Below are 13,829 nucleotides of genomic sequence, written 5' to 3'. Positions count from 1 at the left end.
CTGCCGCCGGGCTTGCGGGCCGGACGACGATGCTTGCGCGGGCCAGCCGGGCGGCCTGCGTCGCCTTCGGCCTGCTTCACGCGCTTGAAGTCTGAGGTGACTTCAAGATCATTGTCCGCATCGCGCGGCGCGTGGTGGCGAGACGGGCGGGATTCGCCGTTGTGGCGTCCGCCTTCGCGCGGGCCGCGCTGCTGGCCGCCATTGTTATTGCGTCCGCCGCGGTTGTTGTTGGGGCGCGTCGGGCTGGCAAGACCGGCCGGGCGTTCACCAGAAGCAACCGGAATATCGATCTTCATCAGCTTTTCGATGTCATGCAACAGGCGGGTCTCGTCCGGTGCGCAGAAAGCAATGGCGATGCCATCGCGGCCGGCACGGGCGGTACGGCCGATGCGGTGGACATAAGCGTCCGGTACTTCCGGCAGGTCATAGTTGAAGACGTGCGTCACGGCCGGGATATCGATGCCGCGGGCCGCGACGTCGGTTGCGACCAGAACCTTGATCTCGCCGTCCTTGAAGCCCTTCAGGGCGCGCTCGCGCTGGCCCTGGCTCTTGTTGCCGTGGATGGAGGCGACCTTGAAGCCGATATGTTCGAGATGCTTGTAGAGCTTCTCCGCACCGTGCTTTGTGCGCAGGAACACGATGGCGCGGCCATCCGGGTTCTCGTTGAGCGACTTCTTCAGAAGCTCGGTCTTGTCGTTCTTGCCGGCGACGAAGTGGACATATTGCTCCACCTTGTCGGCTGCCTTGCCGGGCGGGGTCACTTCGACCTTCAGCGGATCGGTCAGGTAGCTGTGGGCCAGATCGGCGATCGCCTTCGGCATGGTGGCGGAGAAGAGCAGCGTCTGGCGCTTGGCGGGCACCATCTTCGAGATCTTGCGCAGATCGTGGATGAAGCCGAGATCGAGCATCTGGTCTGCTTCGTCCAGCACCAGATAGGTGACCTTGGAGAGCGAGATGGCGTTGCGGGCGATGAGGTCAAGCAGGCGGCCGGGGGTTGCCACCAGAATGTCCGTGCCCTTTTCGAGCTGGAGTTGCTGCTTGTTGATCGATGCGCCGCCAACCACCTGGTTGATGCGCAGCGGCGTCTTCTTCACGAAAGCGCGCAGGTTTTCGCCGATCTGGTTCACCAGCTCGCGGGTCGGGGCAAGGATGAGCGTGCGGCAGGTGCGGTTTGCCGGGCGGTCCGCCTGCTTCATCAGCATTTCGATGATCGGCAGGCCGAAAGCGGCGGTCTTGCCGGTTCCGGTCTGTGCGAGGCCGATCAGGTCGCGGCCTTCGAGCAGCAGCGGAATGGCTTTTGCCTGAATGGGGGTCGGGGTCGTGTAGCCAAGCTGGGTAACGCTGGCAACAATCTTTTCGGAGAGGCCGAGTTCGCTAAAACTGGTCAATATAATGCCTTTCGGGGCGCCAAAAACCAATCGTCCGGAGCAGGGCTGCTGTCCGGCGGTTTCGGCGTCAAGAACCCCGCGTGAATTGGGAACTTGTGGGTTGGAATAACTTTCTGCGCATCAGTGCGGCACATGCCGTCTTCTGTATTCTCTGCGCTTTTCCTTCATGCGGGCCAAGTCTCTCTCGGACCAAGTCTTCTCAACATACGCTGCAGCTCACGCGGCTGCCGAAGGTGAAAGCTTGACCGGCATGTGGGCGTTTTACTCGCCAAAGTCAAGCGATAGTTTCATGACATGGCTGCCGGACGGCGCATGGCAGCCATGCGGAACGCCGCCGCCAGCTGGCCGAAGAGTTGAGTCGCAGCGAATAATTATGGTTAAAAAAGTGTATTGCCGGGCAGGGCGCATAGCAAAAACAGATTTTCTCACATAACGTTTTTGCGAGTCATCTAGAAATATTTGATTCGACAAAAGTGAAACTGCACGCTGTGGAGTATCGATTGACCGAGGGCAGCGGGTTGCTGGAAAAGGCTTGCAGGGCTGTGGCCGCCCTGAACCTGCCCGCGTGCATCAAGGACAGCGAGCTGCGCTATCTCGTGGTCAACGCCGCCTACGCACGGTTGATGGGGCGTCCCCTCAGGGCGTTCGAAGGCCACACCAGCCTTTCCCTCTCGGCTGATATCCGTGATGCGGAGCGGGAGGACAGGGAGCGCCGTTCACTCGTTTTTGCAACGGACGAGATGATCGCCTGCCATGCCTCGGTTTCCTCCCTGCCATACACGCTTCGCTGCGAGCGCTTCACCGATGATGACGGCAGCCTGTTCCTGTTCGAAACGGTGGAAGACATGCCGTTGGGCGTTCTGACGGGGACGGCGGACATCGGCGGGGCGTCGGACCTGCTGTTCAGCAGCGGCCTCATGGATTTCATCGATGCCGGCATCGTCGTCTACGATGCGGAAAACCGGCTGGTTTATTGCAATGCCCGTTTCGCGGAGTTCTATAGCGGTTTTGGCGTCGAGCTGAAGCCGGGCATCCGGCTCGAGGCGCTGATGGAGGCGCTCTATTTTTCGAGCGGATATCGTCGCGTCAAAGAAGACGACCCTGCGTTCGAAGGCTGGATGCGGGAGCAGTTGCGTGATTTTTCCCTGCCCTATCTCGAAAGGGTGGAGCAGTTCGCCGATGGCCGCTGGGTGCGCATGGTCAACAAGCGGCTGGAAAACGGCATGCTGGTTGGCCTGCGCATCGATGTGACCGAGTTCAAGGCGCACGAGACCCTTCTCAGCGCCCAGATCCGCGAGACCTGGTTGCTGCGCGCTGCCCTCGAACAATTGCCTGTGGGGGTTTTCCTGAGGGATCAGGACAGGCGGCTGACCTATGCCAATGCCGCCTATGACGCATTTCTCGGCGGCAATCTCGCCGACTATATCGGCAAGACCGAATCCGAAATGTTCCCGCAGAATGGCTCCCAGTTCCAGCAGGAAAACGAACGGATCTTGCGGACCGGGGAGGCGCTCGAACGCACGGGAAACATGCCTCAGCGCAACGGACGGTCCATTCCCGTCATCACGCGGCTCGGCCGCGTTGCGACACCGGATGACGAATATTACCTCGTGGGCTCCGTCACCGATGTCAGCCTCCTGCAGGAGCGGGAAAAGGCGCTGATCGCCACACAGGCCGAAGCCGAGGCGCTGCATCGCCAGCTCGAAGCGGTACTTCACGCGCTGCCCGTGGGGGTGCTGCTTCTCAGCGCCGATCTCGTCATCGAATATGTCAATCCGTTCTTCTACCAGGTCTGGGGCGAAATCGGCGGCGAGAAATCACTTGTGGGCAAAGACTATCGCGAATTCATGAGGATGAATTTCGATAGCGGCCTTTATGATTATGGCGACCGGCCTTTCGACGAGGTCTATAGCGAGCGGGCGCAGCGGCTCCTGAAGGATGGGGCCTTTGCCCCCCGCGAGGTGCGCAGCAAAAGCGGCAAGGTGACCGTCATCTCCAAAACGCGCCTCGAAGGCGGGAAAATCCTCAGCACCTATGCCGATGTGACGGATGTGCGAATGCGCGACGCCGAAATCAGCAAGGCGAAGGCCGAGCTGGAGCGCGTCGGCGAATATATGCAGGGCGCGACGCGCGCCATGGCGCAGGGCCTGGTGCTGGTGGAGCAGGGCACGATCATCATGTCCAACGAGGCGATGGCGCGGATGTTCGACGTGCCTCCCGAGCTGCTGGAAAAGGATCGCGACTGGTCCGGCTTCTTCGCCCATTGTGCCGCGCGCGGAGATTTCGGCACGGCCGAGGAAGCGGCCGCGATGCTCAATGCCTGGAAAGACAACATTGCCGCCAACCGACCGTTCTCCTGGCTAATCCATGTCGCCGGCAAGAGCTGGCTCAACCTGGAAGCCACCAACAGTTCCGGCAATTACTGGCTCGTGATCGTCACCGACGTGACCGAGATGAAGATGCGCGAAGGCGAATTGCAACGTCTGCTTTCGCGGGCGGAAGCGGCGGACCGCGCCAAATCGGAATTTCTGGCCAATATGAGCCATGAAATCCGCACGCCGATGAACGGCGTGCTTGGCATGGCGGAGCTTCTGGCCAAATCCAACCTCGATACGCGCCAGAAGACTTTCACCGACATCATCGTCAAGTCAGGCAATGCGCTTCTGACGATTATCAACGACATCCTCGATTTCTCCAAGATCGAAGCCGGGCAGATGAAACTGCGCAGCGTATCTTTCGATCCGGCGGAAGCCGTGGAGGACGTGGTTTCGCTCCTGTCCTCGGCGGCGCTGGAGAAGAACATAGAGCTGGTGGTGCGGATCGACCCGTCGGTTTTCGGCAAGGTCATCGGTGACGCCGGACGCTTCCGCCAGATTGTTACAAACCTCGTCGGGAATGCCGTCAAGTTCACCGAAACCGGCCATGTGCTGGTGGAGCTTTCTGCGCAGTCAGCGGAAGCTTCGGAGGCCATCCTGTCGCTGCGTGTCGAAGACAGCGGGATCGGTATTCCCTCCGACAAGCTGGAGACGATCTTCGACAAGTTCAGCCAGGTCGATAGTTCCGCCACGCGCCGTCACGAAGGAACCGGGCTCGGCCTGGCGATCACCGTCGGCCTTGTCGGACTGTTCAACGGCAAGATCGATGTCGTCAGCGAAGTGGGCAAGGGGTCGAGTTTCGAGGTCAACATCCCGTTTCAGATGACCGAAAGGCGGAGGGATGTCCCACCTCTTTCGGTGGCGATCGAAAATATCCGGGTGCTCGTCATCGATGACAACGATGTCAACCGGCGCATCCTGACGGAGCAGCTGCAAAGCTGGGGCATAGACGGCCATGCCGTCGAGGGTGGGCCCACGGGCATCGCCGTGCTGCAGGAAGCCGCAGCGGTGGGTCTTTCGATCGACGCCATCATTCTCGATTATCACATGCCTGTCATGAACGGCCTGGACGTGGTGGAGCGGATCAGGGCGGATCGCCGTTTCGATGACATCGCCATCATTTTCCTCACGTCCATGGATGTCGTGGGTGACGAGACGCTCTTTACCGATCTCAACGTGCAGGCCCATCTGATGAAGCCCGCGCGGGCGCGGCTGTTGCGTTCCACCCTGTTCGACGTGGTGCGCGACGTGCGGCTAAAACGCGCGCGGCCGGAAGCTTTCGCAGGTGTCTCGGACGGCGGTTCGTCCCGGCCGGAAGGTCCTGCTTCAGAAAAGAAGCGGCGGGCAGAGGTGCCGACAGTTTCCGTCCGACTGCGGCCCAGCCTAATCGATGTGCTGGTGGCCGAGGACAATGACGTCAACCAGATTGTTTTCACGCAGATTTTGCAGCAGACGGGTCTGCGGTTCCTGATCGTCGGCAATGGGAAAAAGGCCGTTCAGGCGTGGGAGGAATATAATCCCGCGATCATCCTCATGGATGTCTCCATGCCTGTCATGAACGGGCATCAGGCAACGCAGGCGATCCGGACGGCCGAACTTGCGGCCGCCGAAGGCCGGCATGTGCCGATCATTGGCGTGACGGCCCATACGCAGGATGCTGACCGCGATCTATGCCTGCAGGCCGGCATGGACGATTATCTGTCGAAGCCCATCAGCCCCGAAATTCTCGAGGACAAGATCGCCCAGTGGCTGGGTGAAGATATTCCGCGCCGGGTATCTGATGACGCAACCGGTCGCTGATGTCGTTTTGGTCAAACCGGGGGCCTGGTGCCGCAGAGCATTTCCCGTTTTCCTGCGAAACCCTTGCGTCGTTCCACATCAAAACCGGCGGCGATGAGATTGCGGCGGACGAAGCCTGCGGCGGCATAGGTGGCGAAGGTGCCTGCCGGCGCCGTCCTGGCGAACAGTGCCTGCATGATCTCGAGCGACCACATGTCCGGGTTGCGCGCAGGTGCGAAACCATCCAGGAACCAGGCATCGAAGGTTTCGTGACTGTTGGAAATACCGGTGAGCGCCTCGCCGCAGACCACCGTCAGGCGTGTTTCACCATCGAGTTCAATCTCTACCTTCCCCTTCGGTTCGGCGGGCCAGAGGGCGGCGAGCGCCCTGCGTTCGGCGTCCACCTCCGGCCAGCGGGAAAGTGCCCGGCCGATCTCGTCCGCCTTCATCGGGTAGAGTTCGAAGGAGATGAAATGCAACGTGGAGCGGCCGTTGCGGACCTCTTTCCATTGGCGCCATGTCTCGCACAGATTGAGCGCGGTGCCGAAGCCCAGTTCCCCGATGCGGAAGACGCCTTCGCGTTCCCGCCAGCGTTGCGGCAGGCCGTTTCCTGACAGGAAGACGTGGCCACATTCCAGCCTGCCATCCGTCTGGCAATAAAAATGGTCGTCAAAAGCCAGCGAATAGGGCATATCCCCGTCACGCCAGTCGAGTGCAGTGTGGGTTTCGCCGGTTGCCGAACCGGCCTGTGCGCCAGTCTCTCTGATAGTGTCGTTGGAATCTTTCATGGCTAAAGCCGATAATCCCGCTTTCGAACAGGGTCAATCACCAAGAACGCCTTTGCCTGCTTCCCTCCCTCTCCTCATCGTCGGGGGTGGTATCATGGGTCTATGGGCTGCGGTTAAGGCGGAACGGCTCGGCATCGAGACGTTGCTGGTGGAGGCGGACCATCCCGGTGGCGGCGCGAGTGGCGGGCTGCTCGGCGCGCTGATGCCTCATATGCCGGACCGCTGGTCGGACAAGAAGCAGTTCCAGTTTGCCGCCCTCGTGGCGCTGGAAAAAGAGATCGCCGGGCTGGAGGCGGAAACGGGGCTTTCCGCCGGTTATCGCCGCTCTGGCCGGATCATCCCATTGCCGAAGCCGCATCTGCGTCCCATCGCCGAGCGGCATGAAAGGGATGCGCAGGAGAACTGGGTCTCGGGTGAGCGCCGGTTCCATTGGCATGTCGGTGACAGCCCAGCGGTTGCGGGCTGGGTGGATGACGCGGCTGGCGCAGCGGGTTTCGTGTTCGATACGCTGGCGGCGCGGGTGGCTCCGCGTGCAATGATTGCGCTTCTTTCGGCGTTTCTCGGCAAGGCGCGGCATGTGCGGTTGATCAAGGGTTGCCGCGTCCTTTCGCTTGACGCGGAGACAGGCCGGGCGGCGCTGTCTTCGGGTGACGAGGTCGTGTTCGGACACGCCGTGATCGCCAATGGGCATCGATCCTTTCCCCTGATCCGGGACGCACTGGGCCTCGACACCGGGCTGGTGCTCGGGCAGCCGGTGAAGGGGCAGGCGGCGCTGCTCGACGCGGCAGTCGATCCGGCCATGCCGGTGGTGTTCCTGAACGGTCTTTACATCGTGCCGCACGAAGACGGAACGGTCGCCATCGGCAGTACCAGCGAAGATTGTTTTTCCGACCCATTCGATACGGATGAGAAGCTGGAAAAACTGCTTGCGGATGCGGCTGCGATTGTCCCCTGCCTTGGCGGGGCGCCGGTTCTCGAACGCTGGGCCGGGCTGCGGCCGAAGGCTGCGGGCAGAGACCCCATGGTGGGAACGGTTGCCGGTCACCCGAAGCTTGTGGCATTGACGGGCGGCTTCAAGGTGAGCTTCGGTCTTGCCCATTCTCTTGCCGATGCCGCGCTACAGGCCGTCTGCGGAAAGGCACCGGACGTGCCGCGGAGTTTCCAGCTTCAAGAACACGTGAACATAGCCATGGCGGGCATCGGAAAGTTCTGACCAGACCGCTTACGTCGTTAATCTGTCACGCAAATCACTTATTTGCTGGCCTGCAACGAGGCAGGTTTGTCCGCTTTTGCGGCGAGGTGACAGCGCATGCGATACGCCATTCATTTCACGCCTTCCCCCAATGACCCCCTGACGCAGGTGGCCGCTGCGTGGCTGGGGCGCGATGCCTATTCCGGTCAGGCGGTTGAGCCGCCCGATATGATCGATCTTGGCATGCAGGAGATTTCCTATCACACGGCCCTGCCGCGCCGGTATGGTTTCCATGGCACCATCAAGGCTCCTTTCCGCCTTGCCGAGGGTCAGTCCGAAGCGGCGCTCCTGCGCGACCTGATGTATTTTTCCGGCAGGCAGGAACCCTTTCCGTTGCCGCAACTTGTGGTGGCGAGGCATGACAATGTCTTCAGCCTCGTCCCCGAACGGCCCTGTGAAGTGCTGCATTTTTTCGCGGCCCGCGTCGTGCAGGAATTCGACCGTTACCGGGCGCCTCTGACAGAGGCGGAGATCGAGCGTGCCGATCCGGACCGGCTGTCGGCCTCGCAGCTCACCAATCTGCACCGCTGGGGCAGCCCGCATGTGATGGACGAGTTCCGGTTCCAGATGTCGTTGACCGGCGGTGTGGAACCCGCCAGCAGCCAGAGGATCGAGCGGGCCGTGCGCAAGGTGTTCGAGCCGCTGCTGTCCCGGTCCCTGCAATTTTCCAGCCTTGCGCTCTTCATCGAGGATGAGCCGGGAGCGCCTTTCCGGGTGCACTCGCTTCATCCCATGGGCCGCGTTTCCGCCCGCAAGATTGCCTGACTCGCGCGTCATCATAATCGTATACAAAAAAGCTTCGGAATGTCGGCAAAATTGATCTCGACATTCCGTATGCGAATGCTACCGTTCGACATCGCATATTCGAAGTGCGCTGCGTCATCCGTCTGGATCAGGCATCTTCGAAGTTCTGTTTGTGTCTCCGAAATCGGTTGCCGATTGGGAGAGATGGTCTGGGTGGCTGAATGATTTCCGAAAACTACTCCCGCAATCTGGTGGGCTATGGCCGCAATGTTCCCGATCCGAAATGGCCGGGCGGTGCGCACATTGCCGTGCAATTCGTCATCAATTACGAAGAGGGCGGCGAGAGTTGCATTCTCGACAATGACAAGGCGTCGGAATCGCTGCTGTCGGAAATCGTCGGCGCCCAGCCCTGGCCTGGCCAGCGCAACCTGAACATGGAATCGATCTATGAATATGGCTCGCGCGCCGGCTTCTGGCGGCTGTGGCGCATGTTCACCGGGCTTGGCGTCACCACCACCGTTTACGGCGTGACCGCAGCCATGGCCCGCAACCCGGAAGCGGTTGCGGCGATGAAGGAAGCGGGTTGGGAAATCGCCAGCCACGGATACCGCTGGCTGGAATACAAGGATTTTTCCGAGGAGGAAGAGCGTAAGCACATCGTCGAAGCGGTCCGTCTGCACACGGAGGTCACCGGCGAACGTCCCTATGGCATGTATCAGGGCAAGCCCTCGGACAATACGCTGCGGCTTGTCATGGAGGAGGGTGGTTTTCTCTATTCGTCGGACTCCTATGCCGACGATCTGCCCTATTGGGTGAAGGGTGTGAAGGATGAGCCTTTCCTGATCATTCCCTACACGCTTGAGACCAACGACATGCGGTTTGCCACGCCGCAGGGCTTCAATTCCGGCGACCAGTTCTTCACCTATCTGAAGGACGCTTTCGATGTGCTTTATCAGGAAGGTATCGAAGGTGCGCCGAAGATGATGAGTGTCGGCCTGCATTGTCGTCTTGTCGGCCGTCCCGGTCGCGCAGCGGCACTTCGCCGCTTCATCGAATATGTGCTTGGCCACGAAAAGGTGTGGATCCCGCAGCGCATCGAGATCGCCCGTCACTGGCATGAGCATCACAAGCCGGAGGCGCTTTGATGCTGACGCGTGAGGACTTCGTTACCCGTTTTGGCGGCGTGTTCGAACATTCGCCATTCATTGCCGAGCGGGCCTATGACGCTGGTGGGGCCGGCCTGGAGCTGACGACGAAGGCGGTTCATGCCGCGCTTAGCGCGCAGTTTCGCGCGGCTTCCGAGGCGGAAAGGCTTGGCGTTTTGCGGGCGCATCCCGATCTCGCCGGCAAGCTGGCAATTGCCGGCGAGTTGACGGCAGAGAGCCGCAACGAACAGGCTGGTGCCGGGCTCGACAGACTTACCCCGGAAGAGCACGCCCGTTTTACCGAATTGAACAGCGCCTATACCGATAAATTCGGTTTTCCTTTCATCATCGCGGTCAAGGGGCTGAACAGGCACGATATACTCTCGGCCTTCGAGACACGCATAGGTAACGGCGCAGCCGAAGAATTCGCGACCGCCACGGCGCAGGTGGAAAAGATCGCCTGGCTTCGTCTTTGCGCAATGCTGCCGCAGGGATGATTGGCGCGTTGCGGCCATTCTGCTAGAATCGCGCCGTGTGGAGATGACGATGAGACCTTCCGAGGTGCTGGAAAAGAACAGGGAAGCGATCCGCGAAGCGACGAAACGCTTCAATGCGGCAAATCCCCGCGTGTTCGGCTCCGTCGCCCGCGGCGAGGACAGGCCGGACAGCGATCTCGACATTCTGGTGGACGCGCTGCCGGGTACGACGCTGTTTGATCTCGGCGGTTTGCTGGAAGAACTGAAGACGATGCTTGGTGTCGAGGTCGATGTCGTCACCTCGGGCGGCTTGCATTCGGATATTCGGGCGCGCGTTCTGAAGGAAGCCAAAGCGGTATGAGTACGGATCGGCTTCTGCTCTATCTGAAGGAGATGGATGTTGCTGCTTCCAGGATACAGGATTTCATTCAGGATATGGATGAGGCCGCTTTTTCTTCCGACACGCGCACGCAGATGGCGGTGATGATGGGTCTTGCCCTGATTGGCGAGGCGGTCGCCAAGCTCGACAGGCACTACCCAGCGTTTTTACAGCAGCACCCGGAAATCCCCTGGATCAAGATGAAGGGTATGCGCAATCTGATCGTGCATGATTACTTCCGGGCAGAGCTCTCGGTCGTCTGGAAAACGATAACGCAGAGTATTCCGGATTTGCAGGCGCGCCTCTCCCTTCTCCGAAACTGGCATGCCCAAGGTGAATGACATTTGACTGATTTTCTCAACATACAACCTCTTACCAAGGAGGCGTTTGCGTCCTTCGGCGACGTGATCGAAACAACACCTTCTTCCATGCGGTACATCAATGGCGGCCAGACGGAGCGGCATCATGCGCTCGCAGCGCCGGAGGCGGCAGGCGAGGGGGCACGTGTGATCCTCAATATCTTCCGCGGGCAGCCGCGCGCCTTTCCGCATGAAATCGAGATGATGGAGCGGCATCCGCTCGGCAGCCAGAGTTTTTCGCCGCTTTCCGGCCGGCCCTTCCTCGTCGTCGTTGCCGAAGACGATGGCGGCCGGCCGGGGCGGCCTCGGGTGTTTCTGGCGCGGGGCGATCAGGGCGTGAATTACCGCCGCAATGTCTGGCACTATCCGCTGATGCCGTTGCAGGCGGTTTCGGATTTTCTGGTTGCCGACCGTGACGGGCCGGGCAACAATCTGGAAGAGTATTTTTTCGACAGGCCCTATGTAATCGCGGAGCCCAGCCTATGACCGGTCTGACAACCCATGTTCTCGACGCCGCGCACGGCACGCCTGCCGAGGGGCTGGTGATCGATCTCTACCGGCTCTCCGGTGATCGCCGTGACAAGCTGAAGACGGTGCAGACAAATGGCGACGGCCGTGTCGATGGCGGGCCGCTGCTCGTTGGCGACAGTTTCAGGGCCGGTGAGTATGAGCTGGTTTTCCATGCCGGCGATTATCTGCGAGGAAAGGGTGTCGTGCTTCCGGAGCCGGCCTTCCTCGATATTATCCCGATCCGTTTCGGCATTGCCGACGAGAGCGGTCATTACCATGTGCCCTTGCTGCTCTCGCCTTATAGCTATTCCACCTATCGAGGAAGCTGACACCGATGATCTTTGCCGCCATTGCCGATATTCACGGAAACTGCGCCGCGCTGGAGGCGGTGCTTGAGGATATCGCCAGGCTCGGTATCGAGGACATTGTCAATCTCGGCGATTGTTTCAGCGGTCCGCTGGAGGCCGGTTTTACCGGCGACGTGCTGGTCGGCAACTGGATTCCCAGCATCCGCGGCAATCACGACCGGGAACTGATCGAGCGTGCGCCGGAGGAGATGGGGAGCTGGGAAAGGCCCGCCCATGCGCAGCTGAGCACTGCGCACCGGGACTGGTTGCAAACTCTTCCGTTCAGCATGGTGTTCAAGAACGTCGCTTATTGCTGTCATGGTTCGCCCCGTGACGATCTGGAATATTGGCTGGAAACGCTGTCGCCTGAAGGTGTCCTGAAATTGCGGCCTCTGGCCGAAATCGAAGCCATGGCTGAGGGTATCACGCAGCCGCTGATGCTTTGCGGCCATACCCATATTCCACGCGCCGTGCAGCTTTCAGATGGCCGGCTGATCGTCAATCCGGGCAGCGTCGGCTGTCCTGGGTGGAGGGACGATACGCCTTTCGATCACCACGTTGAAGCCGGTCACCCGCTCGCCACCTATGCGGTTCTCGAAGAAACCGCACGCGGCTGGCAGGTCTATTTCCGCAATATCCGTTACGACAACCTGGCCATGTCCGAAATGGCTCGGGTCAACGGTATTCCTTATCTGGCCGATGCGTTGGAAAACGGCTGGCTGAAGCGCTAGGGATCACCCCTCACTGGTCATCACCACACATGCATAAGAGCGTGCCTTCAGCGCCTTGCAGGCGGAGACTGCCGAGGACTGGTCTTCGAAGCCGGTGAAGCGGGCTCTGTAGAGCGTCGCCGATCCGCTCTGCACGGCTTCGGTGTAGGGGGCGATGCCGGAATAGTTGCCGATATTGGAGCGCGCATTGGCGAGCAGCGAGCGGGCGGCGGCTTCGCTGTCGGTGGCGGCGATCTGCACTTCCCACCGGCTGCGCTGGCCGGAAGCCGCGGCGGGAGCAGGCCGCGGGATGGCCGAGACCTGCATCATGTCCGCCACATCGGCGTTTGCGGTGGCAATCTGCATTGCAATCGGATCTGCCCGGCGCTCGGCGAACATCGGCAGCGGCACGGCAGCCGGCGGCACGGCGGCGGCAACATCGAAGGTGCGGCTGACATTGGCACTGGCGACGAGCTGTTCGGTGTTGCGGCCTCTCGATGCCTGCGGCACGGCCTTGTCGAGAAGTGCAGCCATCTGGGCATCGCGGCTGCGCGCGGTCTTGCCGCCCAGCACGACGCCGACGACGCGGCGGCCATTGTGATTGACTGCACTGACGAGATTGAAGCCGGAGGCGTTGGTATAGCCGGTCTTGATGCCGTCCATCCCCTGATAACGGTACATCAGATTGTTGTGGCCACGGATGCGCTTTCCACGAAAATTGAAGGATTGCGTGGCGAAGAGGCTGTATTCTTTGGGAAAATCCCGTTGCAAGGCAAGACCGAGCTTCGCCATGTCGCGTGCCGTCGTCACCTGAGACTTGTTGGGCAGGCCGGACGCGTTGCGGAAGACCGTTTTGGTCATGCCGAGCTGGCGGGCCTTGCGGGTCATCATTTCGGCGAACCGTGCCTCGGAGCCGCCGAGGTGATCGCCCATACCTTCGGCCATGTCATTGGCGGATTTGACGATCATGCCGTAGACGGCTTCGCGCACGGTGAAGGTCTGGCCCTGACGCACATAGAGCTTCGAGGGAATGACCGATGCCCCATTCTTGGACATGGTTATCTTCTGGTCCCAGCGAAGTTTGCCGGCATGCAGCGCCTCAAAGGTCAGGTAAAGCGTCATCATCTTAGTGAGCGAGGCGGGGTGGTTCAGCACATCGGCATTGCGGGCGGCCAGAACCTTGCCGGTATTGGCGTCCATGATGAAATGGGCATAGCCCGCCTGCGCCGGCGACGCATGGAGCGAGAGGATCGCGCAAAAGAAGGCGAGTGCAAAAATCCAGGCACCCGCCATTCCCCGTTTGATCATTCCCGACATAGTTCACCCCTTTTGTTCGATCGCCGCGCTGGGCAAAGTTTTACTGACACTTTCCGGCAACAAAACCGCTAAAACTTTAGAGATCGCTTTCATGCTTAATTAAGTATGAATTTCAACCCGCCAGCTGCCCTCACAATTTCCTTGAAAAGAAACCAACCATCCGGTATGTTTTTTGGCATGACAAACGCTCATGAACGCAAGAAGCAGCCTGAGGTGGTGCGCCGCAATCTACTCGATTGCGCGGCGAAACTTGCTGCTGA

13 protein-coding genes and 1 pseudogene are annotated in these 13,829 nt (G+C 60.4%); 11 read left to right on the top strand and 3 right to left on the bottom strand.

What is annotated here, in order from left to right; genetic code table 11:
* Nucleotides 1-1,388 (bottom strand): DEAD/DEAH box helicase (locus DOU54_RS12415; RefSeq protein ID WP_113731335.1); only part of this gene is annotated, 1,388 nt, incomplete at its 3' end.
* A gap of 500 nt (nucleotides 1,389-1,888) precedes the next feature.
* Here DOU54_RS12415 and DOU54_RS12410 point away from each other — a divergent pair.
* On the top strand, nucleotides 1,889-5,563 hold the full coding sequence (locus DOU54_RS12410) for a response regulator (protein WP_162749601.1): 3,675 nt from the start codon (nucleotides 1,889-1,891) through the stop codon (nucleotides 5,561-5,563).
* Between the two features lie 11 nt (nucleotides 5,564-5,574).
* Here DOU54_RS12410 and mnmC2 read toward each other — a convergent pair whose 3' ends face one another.
* Nucleotides 5,575-6,330 (bottom strand): tRNA (5-methylaminomethyl-2-thiouridine)(34)-methyltransferase MnmC2, encoded by a 756-nt coding sequence (mnmC2, locus tag DOU54_RS12405; protein ID WP_113381263.1) that lies wholly within the window; start codon nucleotides 6,328-6,330, stop codon nucleotides 5,575-5,577.
* Here mnmC2 and DOU54_RS12400 point away from each other — a divergent pair.
* The 9 genes from DOU54_RS12400 to DOU54_RS12360 all read left to right on the top strand — a co-directional run bounded on the left by DOU54_RS12400 (nucleotide 6,329) and on the right by DOU54_RS12360 (nucleotide 12,273).
* Nucleotides 6,329-7,543 (top strand): NAD(P)/FAD-dependent oxidoreductase, encoded by a 1,215-nt coding sequence (locus DOU54_RS12400; RefSeq protein ID WP_113381262.1) that lies wholly within the window; start codon nucleotides 6,329-6,331, stop codon nucleotides 7,541-7,543. The two genes, mnmC2 and DOU54_RS12400, sit on opposite strands and share 2 nt — an antisense overlap.
* A gap of 96 nt (nucleotides 7,544-7,639) precedes the next feature.
* Nucleotides 7,640-8,347 (top strand): DUF1045 domain-containing protein, encoded by a 708-nt coding sequence (locus DOU54_RS12395; protein WP_113381261.1) that lies wholly within the window; start codon nucleotides 7,640-7,642, stop codon nucleotides 8,345-8,347.
* Between the two features lie 200 nt (nucleotides 8,348-8,547).
* Complete coding sequence (puuE, locus tag DOU54_RS12390; protein ID WP_113381260.1) at nucleotides 8,548-9,471, top strand: allantoinase PuuE; 924 nt, start codon at nucleotides 8,548-8,550, stop codon at nucleotides 9,469-9,471.
* Nucleotides 9,471-9,968: a 2-oxo-4-hydroxy-4-carboxy-5-ureidoimidazoline decarboxylase gene (uraD, locus tag DOU54_RS12385; RefSeq protein WP_113381259.1), complete on the top strand. Its 498-nt coding sequence runs from the start codon at nucleotides 9,471-9,473 to the stop codon at nucleotides 9,966-9,968. Before puuE ends, uraD begins: the two co-directional genes overlap by 1 nt.
* Before the next feature lie 49 nt (nucleotides 9,969-10,017).
* Nucleotides 10,018-10,308: a nucleotidyltransferase family protein gene (locus DOU54_RS12380; protein WP_004443113.1), complete on the top strand. Its 291-nt coding sequence runs from the start codon at nucleotides 10,018-10,020 to the stop codon at nucleotides 10,306-10,308.
* Nucleotides 10,305-10,667, top strand: coding sequence for a HepT-like ribonuclease domain-containing protein (locus tag DOU54_RS12375; protein ID WP_113381258.1), 363 nt, complete (start codon nucleotides 10,305-10,307; stop codon nucleotides 10,665-10,667). Before DOU54_RS12380 ends, DOU54_RS12375 begins: the two co-directional genes overlap by 4 nt.
* Before the next feature lie 3 nt (nucleotides 10,668-10,670).
* Complete coding sequence (locus tag DOU54_RS12370) at nucleotides 10,671-11,171, top strand: ureidoglycolate lyase (protein WP_004443111.1); 501 nt, start codon at nucleotides 10,671-10,673, stop codon at nucleotides 11,169-11,171.
* Nucleotides 11,168-11,524 (top strand): hydroxyisourate hydrolase, encoded by a 357-nt coding sequence (gene uraH, locus DOU54_RS12365; protein ID WP_113381257.1) that lies wholly within the window; start codon nucleotides 11,168-11,170, stop codon nucleotides 11,522-11,524. Before DOU54_RS12370 ends, uraH begins: the two co-directional genes overlap by 4 nt.
* 5 nt (nucleotides 11,525-11,529) lie before the next feature.
* Nucleotides 11,530-12,273, top strand: coding sequence for a metallophosphoesterase family protein (locus DOU54_RS12360; protein ID WP_004443109.1), 744 nt, complete (start codon nucleotides 11,530-11,532; stop codon nucleotides 12,271-12,273).
* A gap of 3 nt (nucleotides 12,274-12,276) precedes the next feature.
* Here the strand turns inward: DOU54_RS12360 and DOU54_RS12355 are convergent, their stop codons facing one another.
* Nucleotides 12,277-13,545, bottom strand: a complete 1,269-nt coding sequence (locus DOU54_RS12355; protein WP_162749610.1) for a D-alanyl-D-alanine carboxypeptidase — start codon at nucleotides 13,543-13,545, stop codon at nucleotides 12,277-12,279.
* A 129-nt stretch (nucleotides 13,546-13,674) separates the two neighbouring features.
* Here DOU54_RS12355 and DOU54_RS28010 point away from each other — a divergent pair.
* Nucleotides 13,675-13,829 (top strand): annotated as a pseudogene (locus DOU54_RS28010) (TetR/AcrR family transcriptional regulator); the annotation flags it as partial.

This window comes from Agrobacterium sp. MS2 (assembly GCF_003261015.1).
GTDB classification, from domain to species: Bacteria; Pseudomonadota; Alphaproteobacteria; order Rhizobiales; family Rhizobiaceae; genus Agrobacterium; species Agrobacterium pusense.
Note: the sequence above shows the minus strand (reverse complement) of the source record. Positions and strands in the feature narration are given on the sequence as shown.